At 68.3% G+C, this 20026-nt stretch carries 18 protein-coding genes; 10 read left to right on the forward strand and 8 right to left on the reverse strand.

Features of this window, described 5'->3' with window-relative positions; genetic code table 11:
• The first annotated feature begins 26 nt into the window (after nucleotides 1–26).
• Entirely contained in the window at nucleotides 27–992 is a 966-nt protein-coding gene (locus tag DI276_RS30035) for a helix-turn-helix domain-containing protein (protein ID WP_232837015.1), read from the forward strand.
• Here the strand turns inward: DI276_RS30035 and DI276_RS30040 are convergent.
• The 4 genes from DI276_RS30040 to DI276_RS30055 all read right to left on the reverse strand — a co-directional run bounded on the left by DI276_RS30040 (nucleotide 986) and on the right by DI276_RS30055 (nucleotide 6673).
• Nucleotides 986–4720, reverse strand: a complete 3735-nt coding sequence (locus DI276_RS30040) for a S8 family serine peptidase (RefSeq protein ID WP_232837016.1) — start codon at nucleotides 4718–4720, stop codon at nucleotides 986–988. The two genes, DI276_RS30035 and DI276_RS30040, sit on opposite strands and share 7 nt — an antisense overlap.
• Before the next feature lie 181 nt (nucleotides 4721–4901).
• Nucleotides 4902–5537 (reverse strand): lamin tail domain-containing protein, encoded by a 636-nt coding sequence (locus DI276_RS30045; protein ID WP_112269470.1) that lies wholly within the window; start codon nucleotides 5535–5537, stop codon nucleotides 4902–4904.
• Between the two features lie 128 nt (nucleotides 5538–5665).
• Nucleotides 5666–6193, reverse strand: coding sequence for a lamin tail domain-containing protein (locus DI276_RS53485; protein WP_157985030.1), 528 nt, complete (start codon nucleotides 6191–6193; stop codon nucleotides 5666–5668).
• Nucleotides 6194–6364: 171 nt separating this feature from the next.
• Nucleotides 6365–6673: a helix-turn-helix transcriptional regulator gene (locus DI276_RS30055; protein ID WP_332874717.1), complete on the reverse strand. Its 309-nt coding sequence runs from the start codon at nucleotides 6671–6673 to the stop codon at nucleotides 6365–6367.
• Nucleotides 6674–6927: 254 nt separating this feature from the next.
• Between DI276_RS30055 and DI276_RS30060 the strand changes: the two genes are divergently transcribed.
• The 4 genes from DI276_RS30060 to DI276_RS30075 all read left to right on the forward strand — a co-directional run bounded on the left by DI276_RS30060 (nucleotide 6928) and on the right by DI276_RS30075 (nucleotide 10624).
• Nucleotides 6928–7338, forward strand: a complete 411-nt coding sequence (locus DI276_RS30060) for a nuclear transport factor 2 family protein (RefSeq protein WP_112269474.1) — start codon at nucleotides 6928–6930, stop codon at nucleotides 7336–7338.
• Nucleotides 7335–7952, forward strand: a complete 618-nt coding sequence (locus tag DI276_RS30065) for a ScbR family autoregulator-binding transcription factor (RefSeq protein WP_112269476.1) — start codon at nucleotides 7335–7337, stop codon at nucleotides 7950–7952. Before DI276_RS30060 ends, DI276_RS30065 begins: the two co-directional genes overlap by 4 nt.
• 98 nt (nucleotides 7953–8050) lie before the next feature.
• Nucleotides 8051–9283, forward strand: a complete 1233-nt coding sequence (locus DI276_RS30070) for an ATP-grasp domain-containing protein (protein ID WP_157985031.1) — start codon at nucleotides 8051–8053, stop codon at nucleotides 9281–9283.
• Nucleotides 9284–9352: 69 nt separating this feature from the next.
• Nucleotides 9353–10624: a serine/threonine-protein kinase gene (locus tag DI276_RS30075; protein ID WP_112269480.1), complete on the forward strand. Its 1272-nt coding sequence runs from the start codon at nucleotides 9353–9355 to the stop codon at nucleotides 10622–10624.
• 70 nt (nucleotides 10625–10694) lie between these two features.
• Here the strand turns inward: DI276_RS30075 and DI276_RS30080 are convergent, their stop codons facing one another.
• The 3 genes from DI276_RS30080 to DI276_RS30090 all read right to left on the reverse strand — a co-directional run bounded on the left by DI276_RS30080 (nucleotide 10695) and on the right by DI276_RS30090 (nucleotide 13675).
• Nucleotides 10695–11360 carry an HAD family hydrolase gene (locus DI276_RS30080; protein WP_112269483.1) on the reverse strand — a complete coding sequence of 222 codons (666 nt, stop codon included), beginning with the start codon at nucleotides 11358–11360 and terminating at the stop codon, nucleotides 10695–10697.
• Nucleotides 11361–11382: 22 nt separating this feature from the next.
• Nucleotides 11383–12681 carry a wax ester/triacylglycerol synthase family O-acyltransferase gene (locus DI276_RS30085; protein ID WP_112269485.1) on the reverse strand — a complete coding sequence of 433 codons (1299 nt, stop codon included), beginning with the start codon at nucleotides 12679–12681 and terminating at the stop codon, nucleotides 11383–11385.
• 61 nt (nucleotides 12682–12742) lie between these two features.
• Nucleotides 12743–13675, reverse strand: a complete 933-nt coding sequence (locus tag DI276_RS30090; RefSeq protein ID WP_232837017.1) for an anti-sigma factor RsbA family regulatory protein — start codon at nucleotides 13673–13675, stop codon at nucleotides 12743–12745.
• Between the two features lie 226 nt (nucleotides 13676–13901).
• Between DI276_RS30090 and DI276_RS30095 the strand changes: the two genes are divergently transcribed.
• Nucleotides 13902–14636 (forward strand): alpha/beta fold hydrolase, encoded by a 735-nt coding sequence (locus DI276_RS30095; RefSeq protein WP_112269487.1) that lies wholly within the window; start codon nucleotides 13902–13904, stop codon nucleotides 14634–14636.
• Here DI276_RS30095 and DI276_RS52480 read toward each other — a convergent pair.
• Nucleotides 14633–15172 (reverse strand): MOSC domain-containing protein, encoded by a 540-nt coding sequence (locus DI276_RS52480; protein WP_232837018.1) that lies wholly within the window; start codon nucleotides 15170–15172, stop codon nucleotides 14633–14635. The genes DI276_RS30095 and DI276_RS52480 overlap by 4 nt on opposite strands.
• A 210-nt stretch (nucleotides 15173–15382) precedes the next feature.
• On the opposite strand from DI276_RS52480, the gene DI276_RS30105 reads away from it, so the two are divergent.
• From DI276_RS30105 to DI276_RS30120, 4 genes are all read left to right on the forward strand, one after another.
• On the forward strand, nucleotides 15383–16378 hold the full coding sequence (locus DI276_RS30105) for a LacI family DNA-binding transcriptional regulator (protein ID WP_112269492.1): 996 nt from the start codon (nucleotides 15383–15385) through the stop codon (nucleotides 16376–16378).
• A gap of 106 nt (nucleotides 16379–16484) precedes the next feature.
• Nucleotides 16485–18125 (forward strand): ABC transporter substrate-binding protein, encoded by a 1641-nt coding sequence (locus DI276_RS30110; RefSeq protein WP_112269494.1) that lies wholly within the window; start codon nucleotides 16485–16487, stop codon nucleotides 18123–18125.
• Entirely contained in the window at nucleotides 18125–19045 is a 921-nt protein-coding gene (locus DI276_RS30115; RefSeq protein WP_112269496.1) for an ABC transporter ATP-binding protein, read from the forward strand. The genes DI276_RS30110 and DI276_RS30115 overlap by 1 nt, the downstream gene beginning before the upstream one ends.
• Entirely contained in the window at nucleotides 19042–20022 is a 981-nt protein-coding gene (locus tag DI276_RS30120; protein WP_112269498.1) for an ABC transporter permease, read from the forward strand. The genes DI276_RS30115 and DI276_RS30120 overlap by 4 nt, the downstream gene beginning before the upstream one ends.
• Nucleotides 20023–20026: the final 4 nt, after the last annotated feature.

Here is a 20026-nt window from a genome sequence, read left to right on the forward strand (position 1 = left end):
TGCCCGAAGTCGGCATACTGGCTTGCGTGCTCGGATTGCGACCGGCGGAACTCGCGGTTTACGAGACGCTCGTGGACTCGTATCAACTGGGTGTGACCGAGCTTTGTGGTGCCACCGAACTGGCTGAGCGGGTCGTCCGAGCAGCGTTGAGGTCCTTGACCGATCTCGGTTTCGTCCACCACGTCAACGGACTGCACACGGCCGTCGCGCCCGACGTGGCACTGGCGACGTACTTCCTGCAGCGCGAAGACGACCTGCGGCGGGACCGGTTGCTGGCCGGCGAGCTGCAGGTGCGGTACGAACGCGCGGCAGGTTTGCGCGCTCCTGCGGACCTCGTCGAGGTGGTGCACGGGGCAGAAGCGATCTCCCGGCGCGTCGACCAGGTCATGCGGACCGCCCGGCAGGAGGTGCGGTTCGTGGACAAGCCTCCGTATGCCAAACCGCCTTCTTCTTTGCATCCCGTCGAGGAGGAACTGCTTCAGCGCGGCGTGCGGTTTCGCGGGATCTACGAGCGGCAGGCGTTGGAGCTGCACGACTTGCGCGCTGACCTGGAAATGGGCCTGTCGCTGGGGGAGGAGGCACGGGTGGTCGCGGTCGCGCCCACGAAGATGATCCTGGCCGACTCGCACCTGGGGTTGATCCCGTTGCACAGCACGGAGACGGCGTTGGAGAGCGCAGTCATCGTGCACCGGTCGGCGCTGCTGGACTCGCTCGGGGCGTTGTTCGCGCGGCTGTGGGAGGACGCGGTGCCGTTGGCGTTGCCGGGAGAACCCGCCAGCAACGAGATGTCGATCGAGGACGCGCGGCTGCTGGCGTTGCTGGCCACGGGACTGCCGGATCGCAGCATCGCGAAACAGCTCGGCTTGAGCTATCGGACGTTTCAGCGGCGGCTGCACCGGTTGATGGACGAGCTGGGCGCGCAGACCCGGTTTCAGGCGGGTCTGCGCGCCGCGGCGCGAGGTGCCAGCTCTTTGCTACCTCCCCCTCAGTGAGTGCGGAAGGCTTTCTGCATGGTCTGCGTGACCGTGTTGCCCGCACCGTCGCGGGCTTCGGTGCGCAGCCACACGTCACCGGTCGGACTGTCGATGGTGACCTGCCACCGGTCACCGCTGGGCTGGGTCGCCGCCTGCCGCCACGTCCTGCCGTCGTCCACCGACCACTGGACCTTCACCAGGGTGATGGGTGCGCTGTTGGACGCGTGCACGTGGTAGACGAACGGTTTGCCCGCCGGCGCGGAGTTCGTGAGGTCGAGCGGGAGGTCGTGCCGGAGCCGGATGAGCGGCTGGAACTGACACGTGACCTCGCCCGCGTGGCAGGAGTACCCGAGCGGCGGCGGGTTCTGCGAGCGGTGGGACTGGAAGGTCCACGTGGTCTCGGTGCGCGGGGCGAGGGTGAACAGCACCGGGTTGACCGCGCCCGTGACGGCTCCCGGGGTGTGCGTCTCGACCGCCTCGAGGCGATAGGCCGCCTTCTCCGGAGCCATCCGGAACGTGGGGTAGAACGCCAGCGGCTCGGAGTTCGCGGGGATCTCGGTGTCCCCGCGGAACAGCCGGACCTTGGTCGTCGTGAAGAACTTGCTGTTCTGATAAGGATTTGTGTAGTGGCCGGGGTTGTCGTCGGTCCACTGCAACGCCGGGACGAACGTGTCGCCGGCGCGGCAGTTCGAGCAGAGCTGCCGCCACGAACCGTTCGCGGCCGGGTAGCGGGCCGGGTGGTCGGACTGCAGTTCGATCGCGGTGCTGTGCATCGGACCGGCGAACCACCGCTCGGTGGCGGGAGCAGCGCCCTCGCGGATCACGTTCTCCTGGAACATGGTCATGGCGGCACGCTGGCCCTTGGCGTCGAGACCGCTCAGCGTCACGTGCCGCTTCCACACGATCCGGTCGTCGCCGGGCCCGATGTACTCCGTCCACGCGGCCGGTGGCGTGAACGTGGTGCCGCGCAGGACCTGCGTCTGCCACAGGCCGGTCGGGAACGGGTACCACGTCTTCTGCACGGTCAGACCGGATTTGTCGGCGTGATAGGAGGTCGGCCGCTTGACCAGCTTCGCGGGGTCGACGGTGCGGCGGTGATCGGACGGGATTCCGTTGGCGTCGAGGAAGCTCAGGTTGTACACCGCTTCCGGACTCGGCCTGACGGCCAGTTTCACCGCGGTCTGCTTCGCGACGAACTCGCCGTCGGCGTTGCTCAAGCTCAGTGACGGCAGTGCGGTGCTCGACAGCCCGGTGAGCGGAAGCGCACCCGGCGCGTCCACATAGGACAACATCGCCTTCTTGCCGGCTTGTGCCGCAGCGGTGGCAGCGGTGTTCGCCGCCCTCACCATGTTGGCCGGGGTGTCGGGCTTGATCTTCACCAGCGCGGTGTCGCCACCGATGGTCAGGTCGCGGGTACCGGCCCACTTCGCGGACAGCACGGCCACGTCGCCGTCGGTGCCGAGCGTCCGGCCGCCCGCCGTCGCGGTGACCGTGGCGGACTGCAGCGTCACGTTGTCCTGCAACGAGATCGCGCCCTTCTTCGCGGCTGCGGCAGGAGTCGCGCGCACCTCCCACGGCGCCGTGCCGAGCGCGGCGGCGATCTCCGTGATCAGCGGCAGCTTCTCGCCTTCCGCCGGCACCACGCGGCGCAGCGTCACGGTGCGGTCGCGTTGCTCGACCGGCCCAGGAGCCACGACTTCGATCGGCACGGTCTGCTGCGCGTCGAGCGACACGTTGGCGGCGCCCGTGACGGTCACCTCCGGCGCGGCGAGCGCTGACCACCGCCGCAACCCCGCGGTGTTCTCGGTCGCCCAGGTCACCGCGGAGTACCGGCCGCTCGGCACGTTCGCGACACCTTCGCCATTCACGACGTCGAAGTAGAAGCTGGTCGTCTCGTCGAACGGGTCGTTGACGTCGTCGCCGCCGTTCGAGTCGTCGATCAGCTGCCCCAGCGCGGGTGCCGGTGGGCGCCCGGCGGCGTCCCGGACGTGCACCGAGACCGGGAACGTCTGCGGTGCCTCGTAAACGCTGACCGGTGTGCGCAGGCTGACCCCGCCACCGGTGGCCGTGACGACACCGCCGTACACGCCGGCCGGGCCGACCTCCGGATCGAGCGTGAGCTGTGCCGTCGCGGTGCCGTGGGCCGCGATGCTCAGCCTGGTGGTGCTGAGCTTGAACCCGGTCGTGGACTTGCCGTCCCAGCCCTTGATCGACGTGGTGAGGTCGAGGTGCAGCGGGGTGCCGGAGTCGTTGACGTACTGGAGTTCCCTGGTCAGCGCTCCGCGCGGGCCGCGTTCGTAGCGGCCGAAGCTCGCCGACGCCGTGGCGGTGGACTTCTGCTTGATCGCCTTGGCCACGTCGAGACGGCCGGCTCCCTGTTCGTACCACTGCATGCCGACGTCGGCGGCGCTGGTCACGAGTGCGTTCTTCAACGTCTGCGCATTCCAGTCCGGGTGCTGCTGGGCGAGCAGCGCGGCCGCGCCGGCGACGTGCGGCGTGGCCATCGACGTGCCCGAAGCGGCGGTGTGGTGGTCGCCGACCGGAGCGCCCATGTTCGTACCGGCGGCCTTGGCGGCCACGACACCGACACCGGGCGCGTTGATCTCGGGCTTCACGTGCGCGTCCCCGATGCGCGGACCGGTGCTGCTGAACGGCGCGAGCTTGTTCTGGCGGTCGACCGCGCCGACGGTGAGCGCCGAGGTGGCGGCACCGGGAGAGGTGACCGAACGGCCTGCCGGGCCGTTGTTGCCCGCCGCCACCACGAACAGCGCACCCGTCTCGGCGGAGAGCCGGTCGACCAGCGCGCTCAGCTCGTCCGTGCCGTCGGTGACCTCGCCGCCCAGGCTGAGGTTGACGATCTTCGCGCCGGACCTGGCCGCCCACTCGATGCCGGCCAGCACCTGGGACGTCTCGGCCTCGCCCGCGCCGTTGAACACCTTGGCGATCACCAGTTTCGCCGCCGGGGCAACGCCTTTGTACTTCCCGCCGGAAGCCTGGCCGGTGCCCGCGACGGTCGCGGCGACGTGGGTGCCGTGGCCGTGGCGGTCGGTGACGTCCGGCTCGTCGGAGAAGTTCTCCGCCGCGGTGATCTTCCCGGCGACGTCCGGGTGGTTCGCGTCGATGCCGGTGTCCACGACGCCGACCGTGACGTCCCGGCCGTCCAGGCCCGCGGCCCAGGCTTCCGGCGCGCCGATCTGCTTGGTGGTCTGGTCGAGCGCGATCCTGACCGGGCGGTCGTACTGCACCCGCACGCCGGACTTCGCGCTCATGTCGAGCGAACTCCAGAACTCCCGCGCTTTCGCCTTCTCGACCCGGATGCCGGACGCGTTGAGGCTGCCGATCCGGGTGTGCGCGTTCGCCGAGAAGGCGCCGCTCATCAGGACCGGAACCGCGGTGGTGCGGTCGTCGGACTGACCGGTGCGCACGAGCTCGGTGACGTTGAAGAGCATGCGTTCGACGGTGCCCGACGTGATGGCACCCATCGCGTCCGACGGGTAGACGTGCAGACCTTTGGCCGTCGTCATGATGTGGAAGATCGGTTCCTCGCCGTTCCTCGGCGCAGCGTGGATCTGGGCGAACTTCCGCCCGTCCGAACGTTCGGTGTAGTGCACGACATCACCGGTGATGAGCGTGATTCGGTGCGAGGCCTCGGAGGTCTGCGTCGGCGGCGATGGTGGCGCGGCGGACGCGGGTGGTGCGGCCAGCGTCGCGGCGGCGATGGCAAGTGCCAGAACTTGTCGAATCACGGCGCCCTCCACGGTGATCAGGTCACAGCAGGATGAGGGGCCGGAATTCGTTGGGAAACAGGGATAAGCGGCGGTTAGTCGCCGTTGGCGACTTCACGCCACACGCGGAGGTGCCCAGGCCGCCGGGGGAGTGGCGGCCTGGGCACGTGAGTGCACCCGCTTGACGGTCAGAGCGAGTTGATCAGAACGAGCGTTCCTGCAGCGAGAAGTCACGCTGGTTGTTGTTGGTGTCCTGGTTCAGCAGGTTGCGCGTGTTCGAGCCGTTGAGCTGCGCGGTACGCATGTTCTCGGGCTGCGCGTGGACGCCTTCCTTGGGTGCGGTGACGGCGGCCGAGAACGCGACGCCGTCGATCTTGAACGCCGTCGGGGCGGCGCTGCCGAAGATCGCGACACCACCGTGGGTCGGGATGCCGTCCTCGCCCTGGAATCGCACCGGAAGAACGTTCGGGGTGGAGACGGTGCCGGAGAACTCCGCACCGGTCAGCACGAGGCTGCTGCCCACGTTGTTCGCCGGCTGCAGCACGATCGACTCACCGAGCGCGTCCGTCAGCGGGATCGTCTGGATGACCTCGTTGCGCTGGTTGTAGATCTTGATGACCCAGTTGACCAGGTCGATCTGCTGCGACGTGGTGTTGATGATCTCGATGGCCTCGTCGAGCTGGCCGTTGGGGCCCATCGTCGAAACCTCGTTGATCAGGACTACCGGGAGCTGCATGACCTCGGGAGCCTCGGGCTCCTCGGCGGCCGTCGCCAGACCCGCGAACGCGATGGTGCTCGCGATTGCGAGTGCAGCGGCTCCACTCAGCAGTCGACGCATTGTCTTGTCCCTTCGAGAAGTGAATTCGGGGTATTTCTCGCAGACGGCACTTCTGGCTGGGGAGAACAGCCTGTCTTGCCGCCGGGACTGACTTTGCTCGCATTCGTTCGGGCTCGAAAGGGGCCATTTCAGATAGGTTTCAGATTATTTTCGCCAGGAGACGGAATTTGGCAGGTGAAGTCGATCGAGTTACGATCCGTGTCCCGCGAGTCTCCGTCGCGGCCCAGCGCGGAATCTGCACACGGCCGCGCAGCGCCGTCTTCGCTGCACGGCGAGGGGGAGCTCAGTCCGACGCTGTCCGCGTGCGCCCCGTACCGGTTTCGGGCGATTACCCCGGTGCCCTCCACGGCGCCCACCACGAGACCGTTCGGCACCGTGCCGCTGAACGCGCTGCCGACTATCACGAAGTATTCACCCGGAGGCAGCACGCTGTTGGGTGGGATGGTGGCGAGGATTCGCGGGGTGCGGCCCGCGCACGTCTGGAGCTGCCATCCTCCGACGTCTGTCGTGGTAGAGCCGGTGTTGCGCAGTTCTACGAATCCGCTCGGCCCGAGTGAGATCTCGTTCACTTTCACAGGGGAAACCCCCGGTGAACTGCCGAACGTGCTACCGGCAAGTAACAGCAACGTTCCAACGGTGTTCACAAAGATTGCCACATCAACGCAGTCTGGCCCCCTGTGCGCGAGGGCACAGGGGGCCAAAGGTCCTTACCACCTGGGACTTGTGGGAGGGCCGTGCCACGGCGTGCCCCTAGGGGAGTGTCACAGTGGCACGGCCCTCTCTCTTTCTTGCGGGCGGGCAGACCCCTGCCGTCTGCCCGCGCTCCGCTAGTGGGAGTGGTCCTCGTTGCGTGTCCTGCGAGATTCCCGTTCGAGCACTGCTGCCCGGTCGACCTCGGCGTGCGGCACATCGAGCGCCGCGCTGATCCAGGCACGCCAGTAGGGGCCGGGAATGCGTTTACCGCGTTCCCATCTCGACACTTCTTCACGGGTGACGCTGTCATTTTGTGAGATCTCGCACAACAGGTCCGCGAGTTCGCGCTGGGTGAGGCCCTGCTCTCGCCGTGCCTGAGGAATCAAGGCGGTAATCGGCGGGGTGTCCTGGTGCTCGTGGGCTTGACGGACTGCCTTGAGCACTGTTCTGCTCCGTTTCGGTGAGATGGCGGGTGCGACATCCACCCTGCCGCAGAACCTCGAAGTTCGGTCCGTGCAATGCGGTGATACCGGCGGTCGTTGAAAGTTCGCGTACCACTGGAATCGTCCGATCGGATGTTTGGGTGAAACGCAACTGGGCCAATGGGGTGGGCGCACTCTCAATGTTCGCCCCTCGCTAGTGTAAGCACGACCGGGATCGTTGCGGCGGCAATGACCGGGATGAGAAGGTGGAGAAAATGCTCTCGACGGTCGAAGTGGTGCAGGTGTTCCTTGCGCGGCTCGCGGCGCAGGACGCACCGGGCATCGCGCGGTTGTGCGCACCGACCGTGGAATGGGAGGCGCCCGACCTGAACGGCGTCCGATGGGCACCGGGCCCGCGAACACAGCGCGAGGTCGAGTCCCAGTTCCTGACCCTGTTCGCCACGTTCGACCTGGAGCAGCTCTCGGTGCGCCAGGTGATCGTCGACGGAGGTGACGCGGCCGTGGTCGGCTCGGCGCGCTGGCGGGTCGTCGCTACTGGTGAGTACGCGGAAGTGCGGTTCGCCGCGGTGCTCTCGGTGCACCTGGGGGAGATCGAGCAGTACTGGCAGATGCCGGACACGCTGGCCGTCGCATTGGCGACCGGTGCCGCGCAGGCCGAGGCATGAGCGTCAAAAGAGAGAGATCGACGCGGACGCGGGCGAAGCTCATGCGTGCCGCGGCGGAGGTGTTCGACCGCGACGGGTTCGCGGGCTCCAGCCTCACCGCCGTGTGCGCGCGGGCCGACGTGTCCAAGGGCGCGCTCTACTGCCACTTCCGCTCCAAGGAAGCGCTCGGCGTCGCGATCATCGAGGAACAGTCCCTGCTGTGGCACCGGTTGCGCGACGAGCAGCTCGACGTCGAGGCGGCGCCGATGCAGGCGCTGGTCGACATGTCGTTCGAGTTCGTCCGCAGGCTCGACACCGACCTCACCGTCCGGGTGAGCTCGAAGCTTTTGCGGGAGGCGGTGTTCTTCGACGTCGCGGCCGCCGCGCAGGTCGTCGGCTGGATCGCCGTCGTGCGGGAGGTGCTGTCGCTGGCGCAGGAACGCGGTGAGCTGCGGCCGGAGGTGAACGTGCGGCACGCCGCCGAGCAGATGGTCGCGGAGTTCCTCGGGCTGCAGTTCGTGACCCAGGCGTTGAGCGGCGGCACGGACCTGCGTGCCCGGCTCGCCCGCACGTGGAGGGCGTCGTCCGGCTGTCTGGTGACATCTGACGTGTACGAGAAGTTGCGCTTCGAGTGACGGTCGTCTCGACCCAATCGAGACAGGAATGCCTGGTCACGCCACTGCTGTTGTGCTCCTCGTTCGGCAAGTTTCTTTACGATCTTGGAGGAGCAGCGGTGGCGAGCATCGTCGTGGTGGATCCGTATTCGGCCGGCAAGGGCATCGCGCCCGCGTTCGCCGATCGTGGCGTTGACGCGATCGCGGTGCTGACGACGCCGGAACCACCCGCCGGCCTCGCCAAGTCGTGGATCCCGGAGAACTACCGGGAGGTCCACGTCCTGAGCGATCTCGACGACCTCGCCGCGAAGCTGGCCGTCCACGAGCCGATCGCCGTCGTGCCGGGCACCGAGACCGGTGTCGAGACCGCGGAGGCGCTGTCCGAGCTGATCGCGCCCGGCCGCTCGAACGTGCTGTCGCTGTCGTCCGCGCGACGAGACAAGTGGCAGATGGCCGTGGCGCTGCGGTCGGCCGACGTCCCGCACCTGCGCCAGATCAGCTCCGACAACGCCGACGAGGTGGCCGCGTGGCTGCGCCGGGAGGGGTTGGAGGGCGCGCCGATCGTGCTGAAGCCGCAGGAGAGCGGCGGCACCGACGACGTGTTCGTCGCGCAGCCCGGCGACGACTGGCGGGCCAAGTTCGGCCGGATCCTCGGCAGCGTCAACAAGCTGAACATCCGCAACGACCGCGTGCTCGTGCAGGAGCTCGCGCTCGGCACCGAGTACGAGGTCGACACCTACTCGATCGACGGCCACCACGGCCTGGCCGCGGTCTGGCGCTACGCCAAGGAGTGCCGCGGCGACCGGCTCGGCATCTACCTGTCCAACACGCTCGTGGCCGACGACGAGCCGGTGGTCGACGTGCTGTTCGACTACGTGTGCCAGGTGCTGGACGCGACCGGTGTGCGCAACGGGCCGGCGCACGTCGAGGTGATGATCACTTCGGACGGCCCGCGGTTGATCGAGATCGGCGCGCGGCTGGCCGGTGCCGAGCAGCAGGAGCTCACCATGATCGGCGCGCGCGAGAGTCAGATCACCCGAATGGTCCGCCACCGAGTGGATGACTCCGCTGACGTGTCGCGCTACACGCAGCACCAGCACGTGAAGTCGGTCTACCTGTCCTCACCCGCGGCCGGTGAGCTCGGCAACGCGGTGCGGTTCGACTCGCTTCCGGAGCTGCTGCCCACCTTCCAGCGCGCCGTGCTGCCGTATCGCGAAGGTTCGCAGGTACCGCGCACGGAAGACCTCTGGACCTCTCTTGGTTACGTCGTGCTGGCGTCGACCGATATCTCATTGCTGGAACGTGACGAGGCATTGGTGCGCGAGATCGAGGCCGAGCTGATCGTAGTTTGATCTTCAGGTCGGCCGGGTAGCCGGAATTCCACGCGACCCGTTAGGTTGCTGCGCGACGAGCGGAGGCCCATGAGCGAACCTTGGGACGGCGACCTGACCGGGACGGTGATCGATGACCGGTATGTCGTCGGCTCGTTGCTCGGCGCTGGTGGCATGGCCGAGGTGTACCGCGCGTACGACCGCTCGTCGACGTCCTCGGTCGCCATCAAGATCTTCAGCGGGCCCGGTCTGCCGGACGACGAGCTGAGGCTGCAACGCGAGGCGACCATGCTGTCGTCGGTGGAGTGCCCGGGCCTCATCCCCGTGTACGCGTCCGGGACCGTGTCGCACCGCCCGTACTTCGTGATGCGTGAGATCACCGGCGGCACGCTGCGCCAGCGCATGCGCGAGCCGTTGCCACCCCGGTTCGTCGCGCGGATCGGCGGCCAGATCGCGGCCGTGCTCGACCACGTGCACGGGCTGGGCGTGGTGCACCGCGACATCAAGCCGTCCAACATCCTGCTCGACGACGCGGAGAAGCAGGCCTACCTCGCGGACTTCGGCCTCGCGCTGATCGCCGAGGTGACGCGGGTGACGACGTCCGGGATGCTGGTCGGCACCGCCGGGTACCTGTCGCCGGAGCAGGTGAAAGGCGCGACCGTCGGGCCCGCCGCCGACGTGTACTCGCTCGGGCTGGTGCTGCTGGAATGCCTGACCGGGCGGTCCGAGTACCCCGGTGGTGACGCCGAGGCCGCACTTGCCCGGTTGGCGCGGTCGCCGCGGATTCCGATCGACCTGCCGTTGGCTTGGGTGTCGTTGTTGTCGGCGATGACCGACATGGACCCGTCTCGCCGGCCTACTGCTGCTCAGTGCGCACGGTCGCTGTCGGCCGCTCATGAGGCGAGCCGCGGGTTGCCGGCGTTGTTGCCGGGCGCCGCGGTCGCCGATGCTCCTTCGGCTCCTGCCGAGGTGCCTCGGCCGCGGCGGGGCAAGCGTTTGGCGATCACCGGGGCGGCTGCGGCGGCGGTAGCGGCGGTAGCGGTCGCGGTGGCGAACCTGGGTGGTGGCGGAGGAGAGGCGCCTGCTGCCGACGAGCGTCCCTTGCCAGGGCCTTCGACTCAGGTGATCACGGTGGGGCCGTCCACGGTGACGGTGACGCAGACGCCTGCTGCGCCTGGGGCACCGCTGCCGGGGACTTCGGTGCCTGGGTCGTCGGTGACGAGCAGTGTTGAGACTTCGGACGCTGCGGACTCGAGTGTGGTGCCGACGCAGGAGCCGACGAAGACCGTGGAACCGACGCGGCCGAGCAAGGATCGGGACCCCGGCAGGCCGACGAAGAAGTCCGACGGCGCGAAGCCGTGAGCGCGCACCACACACACGAGCGCCGCCGGGTACCCCCAATTTCGATTCTAGTGAGCTGCCCTGACAGTCCTCAGGCGTTCGGGTCCGTCACCTCGGCGAACGGCAGGTCGGACAGCTCCGCCCGCAACGTGTCCAGGTCCGCGTAGACCGCCGAGGCCCCGCGGTCGACCAGTTCGTCCTCGCCGAACCCGCCGGTGAGCAGCCCGATCGACGGCAGCCCCACCCGTGCGGCGGCCTCGCAGTCCCACACCGAGTCGCCGATGACGACCGCGCGCGAGCCGTGCACCTCGCGCAGCGCCACCTGGATCAGGTCTGGCGCCGGCTTCGAGTCCTCGACGTCGTCGGACGACGTCCACGCGATGTCACCGGGGTCGAGCAGCTTCAGGTAGTGCTCGACGTGCTTGCGCTTGCCCGAGCTGGCGAGCACGACGGCCAGCCCCAGGTCGGTGGCGGCCCTGACCAGCCGGTGCGCGCCCTCGAACGGCTGGATCTCGTCGATCATCTCGTCGAAGCACCGTTCCCACGCGTCGCGCACCGCGTCGCCGTGCGCTCGCTCCACCTGGTCGCCTGCCACCGCGGCCACGAGCCGGTCGCCGCCCATGCCGATCGAGCGGTGCACCCGCCACGCGGGCACGGTGACGTCGACGCTGCGGAAGGCGCGCAGCCACGCCACCGTGTGGTGGTAGTTGGTGTCGACCAGCGTGCCGTCCACGTCGAGGACCACGGTGTTGCTCATGCCGTCAGGTTTGCCCGACGTCCTACCTCGGCAAACCGACCAGCTGGCGGGCGTCCTGGAGGGACGCCACCTCGCGGCGCAGCACACCGTCGAGCCACTGCGCGTCGGACATCCACGACTGGTTGGTGTTCAGGCAGACGTGCACGGAAGACCGGTACACGGACAGCGCGACGCCCACTGCGTGTCCGGGGGCGACCGGCGCGACCGGGTACATCTCGCACAGCGACGCACCGTCCAGCGAGAGCGGCACGGACGGCAGCGGCACCGACGTGACCAGCGTGTCGAACAGCAGCGGCGCGCAGCGGGCGGCGACCGGGGCGGCCAGGCGGTGCACCAGTGGCGGCACCTTGTCCGCCAGCAGTGGCAACGCGCCGGCGCCGCGATCGGGGCCGGCGGCCTTGGCCGACTCCATCTGCTCCCGCACGTTCTGCAGGCGCTCCAGCGGGTCCGCGATGCCGACGGGCAGCGACAGCAGGAACCCGGAGATCTGGTTGCCCGCGGCGCCGTCGCCGGAGCGTGAGCGCTGGTTAACCGGGATCAGCGCACGGACGACCGAGTCGGGGGCGGCGCTGTCGTGCGCGGAAAGCCAGTGCCGCAACGCACCTGTGACCAGTGCGAGCAACACGTCGTTGACCGTGCCGCCGTGGGCGCGGCGGATTCGGTGCACGTCCGCGAGATCCAGGCGCGACATCACCACGCGGCGTGGCCGGGTGGAGGCGGTGAGCACCGGCGAGTTCAGCGTCGGCGGGCGGGTGTTCATCAGCACCGACGAGGCGATGTCGAGCGTGTCCTTGATCCCGCGCAACGACGGAATGGACGGGATGATCGACCGCGAAACCGGTTCAGGAGCGTCCGGAATGGACAGCCGCGACGGGTCGAACAGCTGAATTCCCAGGCCAACGGCCTTCATGCCGTCGCACAAGGAGTGGTGCAGCTTGGCGACGACGGCGAACCGCCCACCCGCGAGACCTGTCACGACGTGCAGCTCCCACGGCGGCCGCGCGAGGTCCAGCGGCTGCGCCATGAGGTGGGAGACCAAGGTGGCGAACCGTTCCCGGCCGCGCACGTGGTGCGTGAAGACGTGGTCCTCAGGCGCGAAGCCGGGATCCTCCACCCAGCGCGCGCCGCCCAGCAACGACGTGCGGGCGCGCTGGCGCAGGCGAGGGATCTCGAAAGCGCGTTCGCACAACACCGCGGCGATGCGGGCCGGATGCACCGGAGTGGACGGTGCGAAGGTCGCGACCGCGCCGAGGTGCAACGGGTTCGCATTGCCCTCCATGGCGAGGAAGGCGATGTCGAGGGGGGAGAGGTGGTCTGTCATAGGTGTGCAAGGAAAACAGGTCCACGTGTCAGGCGCATTTCTATGAGATGGCCATGACTCTCTACCGCCCCAAGTACACTCGAACGGTGGTACCGGTGTGACTCGTGTGGGTGCGAACCAGGTCACACAAGAGGTTCACCATCACGATCCCGAAGCCGGACAGACCGGTGAACGAGGGCGGGAAACCCGAGCCCGAGTCGCTCACCTCGCACACGGCCGTGTCGCCCTCGCGCCACATCCGCAGCACCCCGCGGCCGGACGCGTGCAGGATGCTGTTCGTCGCGAGCTCGTTCACCGCGAGCACGAGGTCCTCAATTTGTTCGCGCCGCAACCAGTTCGCATACGCCGTCACGATCTTGCGCATGTGCGCGAGGGTGCCGACGGAGAAGTTGTGCTCCTCGGCGGACGAGGGCGGCGGGGGCAACGGCACGTTGTAGACGTCGACCAGCCCGGCAGGGTCGGTGTACCACTCGCTCGCGACCCGCTTGGTGCCGTCGATCACGACCGGATGGGTGCGTTGCGCGTCCTTCAGCACGTGGTCGGGCAGCGACTCCGCGTCGTACAGGCACAGCAGCGTGCCCTTGCGCCCCTCGAACGCGGTGTTGATCAACGCCTCGTGCTGCACGCACGCCGGGTACTCGAGCTCGCTGCGACCCGGCCACACCGGCTCGCCCACCATGCGGACGCGCAGCTGCGGCGCACTCGCGCTGAACGCCATCAGCACGCCGGGGATGATCCGGCCGGGGTTGCGGCCGGCCTCGGTCATGTCGATGAAGTGCACCTGGTCGGCCTGGCCGCCCAGCCGTCCGCGCAACAGGGCGATGCTCGCCTCCGGCACCGCCACCAGCACGGGCTCGCCCGCGCTCACGCCGTCCGCGACGAACTTCGTCGTGCCGGTGAGGAAGTCGTCCTCGTCCCGGTAGAACAGCGCCTCGTGGGCGAACGGAGCAGGGGAGTTCATCAGCGTCCCGGCGGGGTCGGTGGCTTCGGGCAAGCCCTCATTCTGCTACTCGTAACGGTGTTACGGCGGGGCCAGGCCGGTGGTTTGTTGCAGAGCGCGAAGCGTTCAGCAGGTGAACGCGGATCGCTGGACCAGCGCAACGTCCCGTCACGCGGACGGCCGAACCCGTACGGCGCGATCTGGGGTGGATTCGGGGTGCGAACGGGGAAAACCCCAGGCAGACTCCCGGGATGTCGGGGCCGTGTGAGGAGGTGAGGCCGTGATCGGGCACTACGAGCTGACCGGGCCGGACGACGCGCCGGTCGTGGTGCTCGGCAACGCGCTCGGCACGACGACCGAGCTGTGGCGCGAGTTCTCGTTGCCGTTCCGGCTGTTGCGCTTCGACCACCGCGGCCACGGCAAGTCGGCTCCTGTCGGCGGCCCGTGCTCCATCGAGACGCTGGCCGGTGATGTTGTGGAGCTGTTGGACCACTTGGAACTGCGCCATGTGTACTACTGCGGTGTGTCGCTCGGCGGCATGCTCGGCATGTGGCTGGCGGCGCACACCGATCGGATCTCGCGGCTCGCGCTCGTGTGCACCACGGCGTGGTACCCCGACAAGTCCATGTGGGACGAGCGGATCTCGCTGCTGCGGTCGTTCGGGATGGAGCCGGCGGCGGACGCGATCGTCTCGCGGTGGTTCACGCCGTCGTTCTCACCTGCCGTGGTGGCGCACTTCCGTTCGGAGCTGCTGAAGGTGGACGTGCCGTCGTACATCGCCTGTGCCGAGGCGATCCGGGAGATGGACCTGCGTGCGGATCTGGCGAAGATCGACGTGCCCACCGTGGTGATCGCGGCTGCGCAGGACCACGCGGCGCCGCCCGAGTTGTCGCGGCACATCGCGGACGAGCTGCCGGACTCGGACCTCTACGTCGTCGGGGACGCCGCGCATCTCGCCGTCGTCGAGGCACCGAGGACGATCTCGGTGATCCTCGACGGGCACTTCGACGACTAGACCTTCTCGAGCGGCTTGTGCGGCTCGGCCGGCAGCTCGACCCGGATCTCGTCACCGGGACGCACCTCGCCGCCCACGAGCACGATCGACATGATCCCCGCGCGCCGGACCAGCTCACCGTCCGGACCCTTGCCCACGACTTCCTTGAGCAGACCCGTGGAGAAGTTGTCGATCTGCACGCACGGGTTGCGCAGCCCGGTCACCTCGACCACGGCCTCGGGACCGAGGTGCAGCAACGTCCCCGTGGGCAGCCCGAGCAGGTCGATGCCGCGCGTGGTCACGTTCTCGCCGATCTGACCCGGCTCGACCGTGAACCCCTTGTCGCGCAACTCGTCGAAGAGCTCGGCGTGCATCAGGTGCACCTGGCGCAGGTTCGGCTGGGTCGGGTCCTGGGCCACCCTGGACCGGTGCTTCACCGTGACGCCCTGGTGGACGTCGCCCTCCACGCCGAGGCCGGCGAGCAGCGTGATGCTCTCCCGCACGGGCTTGGTGAACGTGTACTCGTCGCTGCGGCTGACCGCTGTCACAACCCCCATGCCGACGATTGTGCATGATCAGCGATCGGGTCGTATCAGTTCGGTTCCCCCGAACGGCGCGACCTGCGGTAACGCCAGCCGCCGTGGAAACGCTCCCACGAACTTCGGGCAAGAGTCTTGACTAAAGCTCGCGTCAGGCTGTTGACTCCGTCACACCTCGTCGGAACCGGTTACGGAACCGGTTTCAGAGGCGGCGGAAGGAAGTTCGGCATGCGTGTCACGATCGCAGAGGTCGCCCAACGCGCCCAGGTGTCCAAAGCGACCGTGTCACGTGTGCTGAACGGCAAGCCCGACGTGGACGCCACCACCGCGCAGCGCGTGCGCAAGGTCATCGACGAGATCGGGTACGTGCCCAGCGCACGTGCCGTCGGCCTGGCGCGAGGGCGGACCCGCACGGTCGGCATGCTCGCGCCGTCGCTCACGTGGCCGTGGATGGGCGAGGTCCTGCAGGGCATCGTCGACACGCTCGAGGCCGACGGGTACGGGCTGCTGCTCTACACGATCAACCGCGGGCCGGAGTCGCTGAACCAGTTCGCGAACCACGTGTCCGCCAACGCCTTCGACGGCCTGCTCGTGATCGAGCCGCCGGATACCCTGCACTACATCTCCACGCTCTACCGGGCAGGCCTGCCGGTCGTCATGATCGACGACCGCGGCTCGCACCCGGAGTTCCCTTCGGTGACGACGACGAACCGGCAGGGAGGCGCGGATGTCGCACGGCATCTCGTCGCGGCCGGTCGCCGCAGGTTCGCCGTCGTCACCGGGCCACCGCACTTCGGGTGCACGCAGGCGAGGCTGGACGGGTTCCGGCTCGCTTTGGCGGAAGCGGGCCTGACGCTGCACCCGGACCTCATCGTCGACGGCGACTTCACCACGGAAGGTGGTGAGGTCGCCGTCGACAAGCTGATCGCGAGCGGGGTCCCGTTCGACGCGGTGTTCGCGCACAACGACCTCTCGGCGGTCGGCGTGCTGCGGGCGCTGCGCGAGGCAGGCCGGTCCGTCCCGGAGGACGTGTCCGTGGTCGGCTTCGACGACGTCCCGGTCGCGGGACACACCGAACCCAGGCTGACGACGATCCGCCAGCCGCTGCAGGAGATGGGCGCCGCCGCCGCGCGGATGCTGCTCTCCACGCTCGAGGGACAGCCGATGCCCGACCACCCGCTGGTGCTGCCGACCTCGTTGATCGTGCGCGAATCCGCGCCCTGACCCACCACAACTGAACGGACACGCCAGGCCTCAGCACGCGGCCTGGCGAGTTCGCCGTACGCGTGGGAGAGCGCTCTCACGCGCCGTCGTATCGGGAGATTCCCCCATGCGCAGAACAGTCATCGTCGCGCTGGCACTGGCGCTCGCGGCGACCGGATGTTCCTCTGGTGGCGCCACCAAGGCTTCCGGGGTGCTGACCGTGGGCATGCCCAACGGGCCGCTGACCGAGAACCACAACCCGTTCCTGCCCACGTCGGCGGCGGGTTCGCTCGGCTACCGCTACGTGATCTACGAGCCGCTCGCGTTCGTGAACAACACGCGGCCGGCCCAGGAACCCGTGCCGTGGCTCGCGACGAAGTGGGACTGGGCGGACAACTACAAGAAGGTCACCTTCACGATCCGGGAGAACGTGAAGTGGTCCGACGGCAAGCCGCTCACGGCCGCTGACGTCGCCTTCTCGTACGAGATCCTGAAGAAGTGGCCGGCGCTCAACAACCGCGACTCGCTCAAGGTCGAGACCGCGACGGCGACGCCGGACGGCAAGGTCGAGGTGACCTTCGGGTCACCCCAGTTCGTGAACCGCAACAAGGTCATCAGCGCGATGGTGGTGCCGCAGCACGTCTGGAGCGGGGTCGCCGACCCGACGACCTACACGAACCCGAACCCGGTCGGCACCGGCCCGTACCAGGTGAAGTCGTTCACCTCGCAGACCGTCACGGTCGCCCGGCGCGCCGAGTACTGGCAGGAACTGCCGAAGGTGCCGGAGATCCAGTACACCTCGTACAACGACAACACGGCGCAGACCACGGCGCTGGCGTCGGGCGCGAGCCAGTGGTCGTACGTCTTCATCCCGGACTACCAGAAGCTCTACGTGGACAAGGACCCGAAGAACCACAAGCTGTGGTTCCCGGCCGGTCTCGGCATCCACGGCCTGTGGCTGAACAACACCATCGCGCCGTTCGACAACCCCGCGCTGCGGGCCGCGATGAGCGATGTGATCGACCGCGAGGCGATCTTCGTCCGCGGTGAGGCGCGGCTGTTCCCGAAGCTCGAGTCGCCGACCGGCATGCCGTTGCCCGCCGGTGAGTCGTTCCTCGCGCCGGAGTACAAGTCCGCGCGGTTCGAGGTCAACGTCGACAAGGCGAAGCAGAAGCTGACCGCCGCTGGGTTCACTTTGGACGGTGGCGTGCTCAAGGCGCCCGGTGGCAAGCCGGTGACGATCGAGCTGACCAACCCGTCCGGCTGGTCGGACTACCTGACGGTGCTGGACATCATCAAGAGCGACCTGAAGAAGATCGGCATCGAGGCGACCGTGCGCACGCAGACCGCGGACGCGTGGACGACCGACTTCGCGAACGGTGCGTTCCAGGGCTCGTTGCGCTGGACCAACACCGGTGCCACGCCGTACGAGATGTACCAGAACATCATGGACGGCGCGGAGATCAAGCCGATCGGGCAGACCGCTGCGGTGAACTTCGGCCGCTACAACAACCCGGACGCCACTGCGGCGCTGGCGGAGTACGCGAACGCTGCTGACGACGCGACGCGCGCTCGCAGTCTCGCGGTGTTGCAGAAGATCATGGTCGAGCAGGTGCCGATGATCCCGACCTCTGCCGGTCCGATCGGTGCCGAGTACAGCACGAAGAGCTGGGTCGGCTGGCCGTCCGAGGAGGACCCGTACGGTCCGCCGCAGGCCACGCTGCCCAACGCGCTGCAGATCGTCATGAAGCTGAAGCCGGCTGCGTGATGGAAGAAGTTGCGCCTGCTTTTGAAACGGCACTGGAAGCGAAGGGTCTGGTCAAGACCTACAAGCGCGTGCGCGCGGTGCAGGACGTCTCCCTCGTCCTGCGCCGCGGGCGCGTGACCGCCCTCGTCGGCGAGTCGGGATCGGGCAAGTCGACGGTGGCGAAGCTGCTGGCGCGGCTGGTGGAGCCCACCGAGGGGGAGATCCTGCTGGACGGCAGGAAGGTGCGACGGGTCCGGGAGTACCGGCGCAAGGTCCAGATGGTGTTCCAGGACCCGTTCGCATCGCTCAACCCCGTCCACACGATCCGCTACCACCTGACCCGGCCATTGAAGATCCACAAACGGCCGGAGACGCCAGAGGAGCTCATGGAGCGGGTGCAGCTGCCCGCCGACTTCCTCTCGCGTTACCCGTACGAGCTCTCTGGCGGTCAACGGCAGCGCGTGGCGATAGCGCGAGCGCTTGCGGCCCATCCCGAGGTGCTGCTCGCCGACGAGCCGGTGTCCATGTTGGACGTCTCCATCCGGCTCGGCGTGCTGAACCTGTTGCTGGACCTGAAGGAACGGCTGAAGCTCGCCGTCCTCTACATCACGCACGACATCGCGTCGGCGCGGTACTTCGCCGACGAGACGTTCGTGATGTACGGCGGACAGATCGTCGAGGGCGGCGACAGCGAGTCGGTGACGCAGCAGCCGGCGCACCCGTACACGCAGCTGCTGATCGAGTCCGCGCCCGATCCGGAACGTTCGGTGGTCGCGCTGGACGCACCGGTCGAGGAGGTCGCGGCGGTGTCCGCGGGCTGTCAGTTCGCGGCGCGCTGCCCGAAGGTCCAGTCCCGCTGCTGGACCGACGCGCCGCCGCGGTCGGACGTCGGTGCCGGTCACTGGGCGGCGTGCTGGCTCTACGTGGAGGCGGCGGCATGACGTTCCTGCTGCGCCGCGGGTTGTTCTACCTGATCACGCTGTGGGCGGCGATCACGGCGAACTTCCTGCTGCCGCGCCTGCTGCCGGGCGACCCGGTGCAAGCGATGATCACCAAGCTCGGCGGGCGGCTGAACAGCGACGCGATGGCCTCGTTGTACATCCTGTTCGGGCTGGACGAGAAGAAGTCGTTGTGGGAGCAGTACGTCGACTACTGGGGCACACTGCTGCGCGGTGACCTCGGGCTGTCGTTCACGTTCTTCCCGACGCCGGTCGCCGACGTGCTCTCGCAGTCGCTGCCGTGGACGCTCGGCCTGGTCGGCGTCACCACGGTCATCGCGTTCCTGCTGGGCACGCTGCTCGGCGTCTACGCGGGGTGGAAGCGCGGTTCGTGGCTGGACACGCTGATCCCGGTGACGACGTTCCTGTCGTCGATCCCGTACTTCTGGCTCGGGCTGATCGCGATCTCGGTGTTCTCCGTGACGTTCCCGCTGCTGCCCGCGTCCGGCGGGTACGCGGCCGGACTGGTGCCGGAGTTCTCGTGGGAGTTCATCTCCAGCGTCCTGGAACACGCCGTGCTGCCTGGAATCACGATCGTCGTGAGCTCGGTCGCCAGCTGGATCCTCGGCATGCGCAACATGATGGTGACCGTCACGGCCGAGGACTACGTGCTGGTCGCGCGGGCCAAGGGCCTGTCGCAGAAGCGGATCATGTTCGCCTACGCCGCGCGCAACGCCGTGCTGCCGTCGATCTCCGGTTTCGCGCTGTCGCTGGGCTTCATCGTCGGCGGCGCGCTGCTGGTGGAGATGGTGTTCTCGTATCCGGGCCTGGGCTACGTGCTCTTCCAGGGCATCGGTGCCAAGGACTACCCGCTGATGCAGGGAGTGTTCCTGGTGATCACGCTGGCCGTGCTGGTGGCGAACCTGCTCGCGGACGTCGGCTACCTGCTGCTCGACCCGCGCACGCGGCGGGAGGGCTGATCCC

It is taken from the genome of Lentzea terrae, from assembly GCF_003265345.1.
Classification (GTDB): domain Bacteria; phylum Actinomycetota; class Actinomycetes; order Mycobacteriales; family Pseudonocardiaceae; genus Lentzea; species Lentzea terrae.

Bases quoted from the DNA above. Each gene is read 5' to 3' on its own strand.
- DI276_RS30045 (WP_112269470.1), bottom strand. From the start codon at position 5,537: ATGCGTCGACTGCTGAGTGGAGCCGCTGCACTCGCAATCGCGAGCACC.
- DI276_RS30060 (WP_112269474.1), top strand. From the start codon at position 6,928: ATGCTCTCGACGGTCGAAGTGGTGCAGGTGTTCCTTGCGCGGCTCGCG.
- DI276_RS30065 (WP_112269476.1), top strand. From the start codon at position 7,335: ATGAGCGTCAAAAGAGAGAGATCGACGCGGACGCGGGCGAAGCTCATG.
- DI276_RS30075 (WP_112269480.1), top strand. From the start codon at position 9,353: ATGAGCGAACCTTGGGACGGCGACCTGACCGGGACGGTGATCGATGAC.
- DI276_RS30080 (WP_112269483.1), bottom strand. From the start codon at position 11,360: ATGAGCAACACCGTGGTCCTCGACGTGGACGGCACGCTGGTCGACACC.
- DI276_RS30085 (WP_112269485.1), bottom strand. From the start codon at position 12,681: ATGACAGACCACCTCTCCCCCCTCGACATCGCCTTCCTCGCCATGGAG.
- DI276_RS52480 (WP_232837018.1), bottom strand. From the start codon at position 15,172: ATGGGGGTTGTGACAGCGGTCAGCCGCAGCGACGAGTACACGTTCACC.
- DI276_RS30105 (WP_112269492.1), top strand. From the start codon at position 15,383: ATGCGTGTCACGATCGCAGAGGTCGCCCAACGCGCCCAGGTGTCCAAA.
- DI276_RS30110 (WP_112269494.1), top strand. From the start codon at position 16,485: ATGCGCAGAACAGTCATCGTCGCGCTGGCACTGGCGCTCGCGGCGACC.
- DI276_RS30115 (WP_112269496.1), top strand. From the start codon at position 18,125: ATGGAAGAAGTTGCGCCTGCTTTTGAAACGGCACTGGAAGCGAAGGGT.
- DI276_RS30120 (WP_112269498.1), top strand. From the start codon at position 19,042: ATGACGTTCCTGCTGCGCCGCGGGTTGTTCTACCTGATCACGCTGTGG.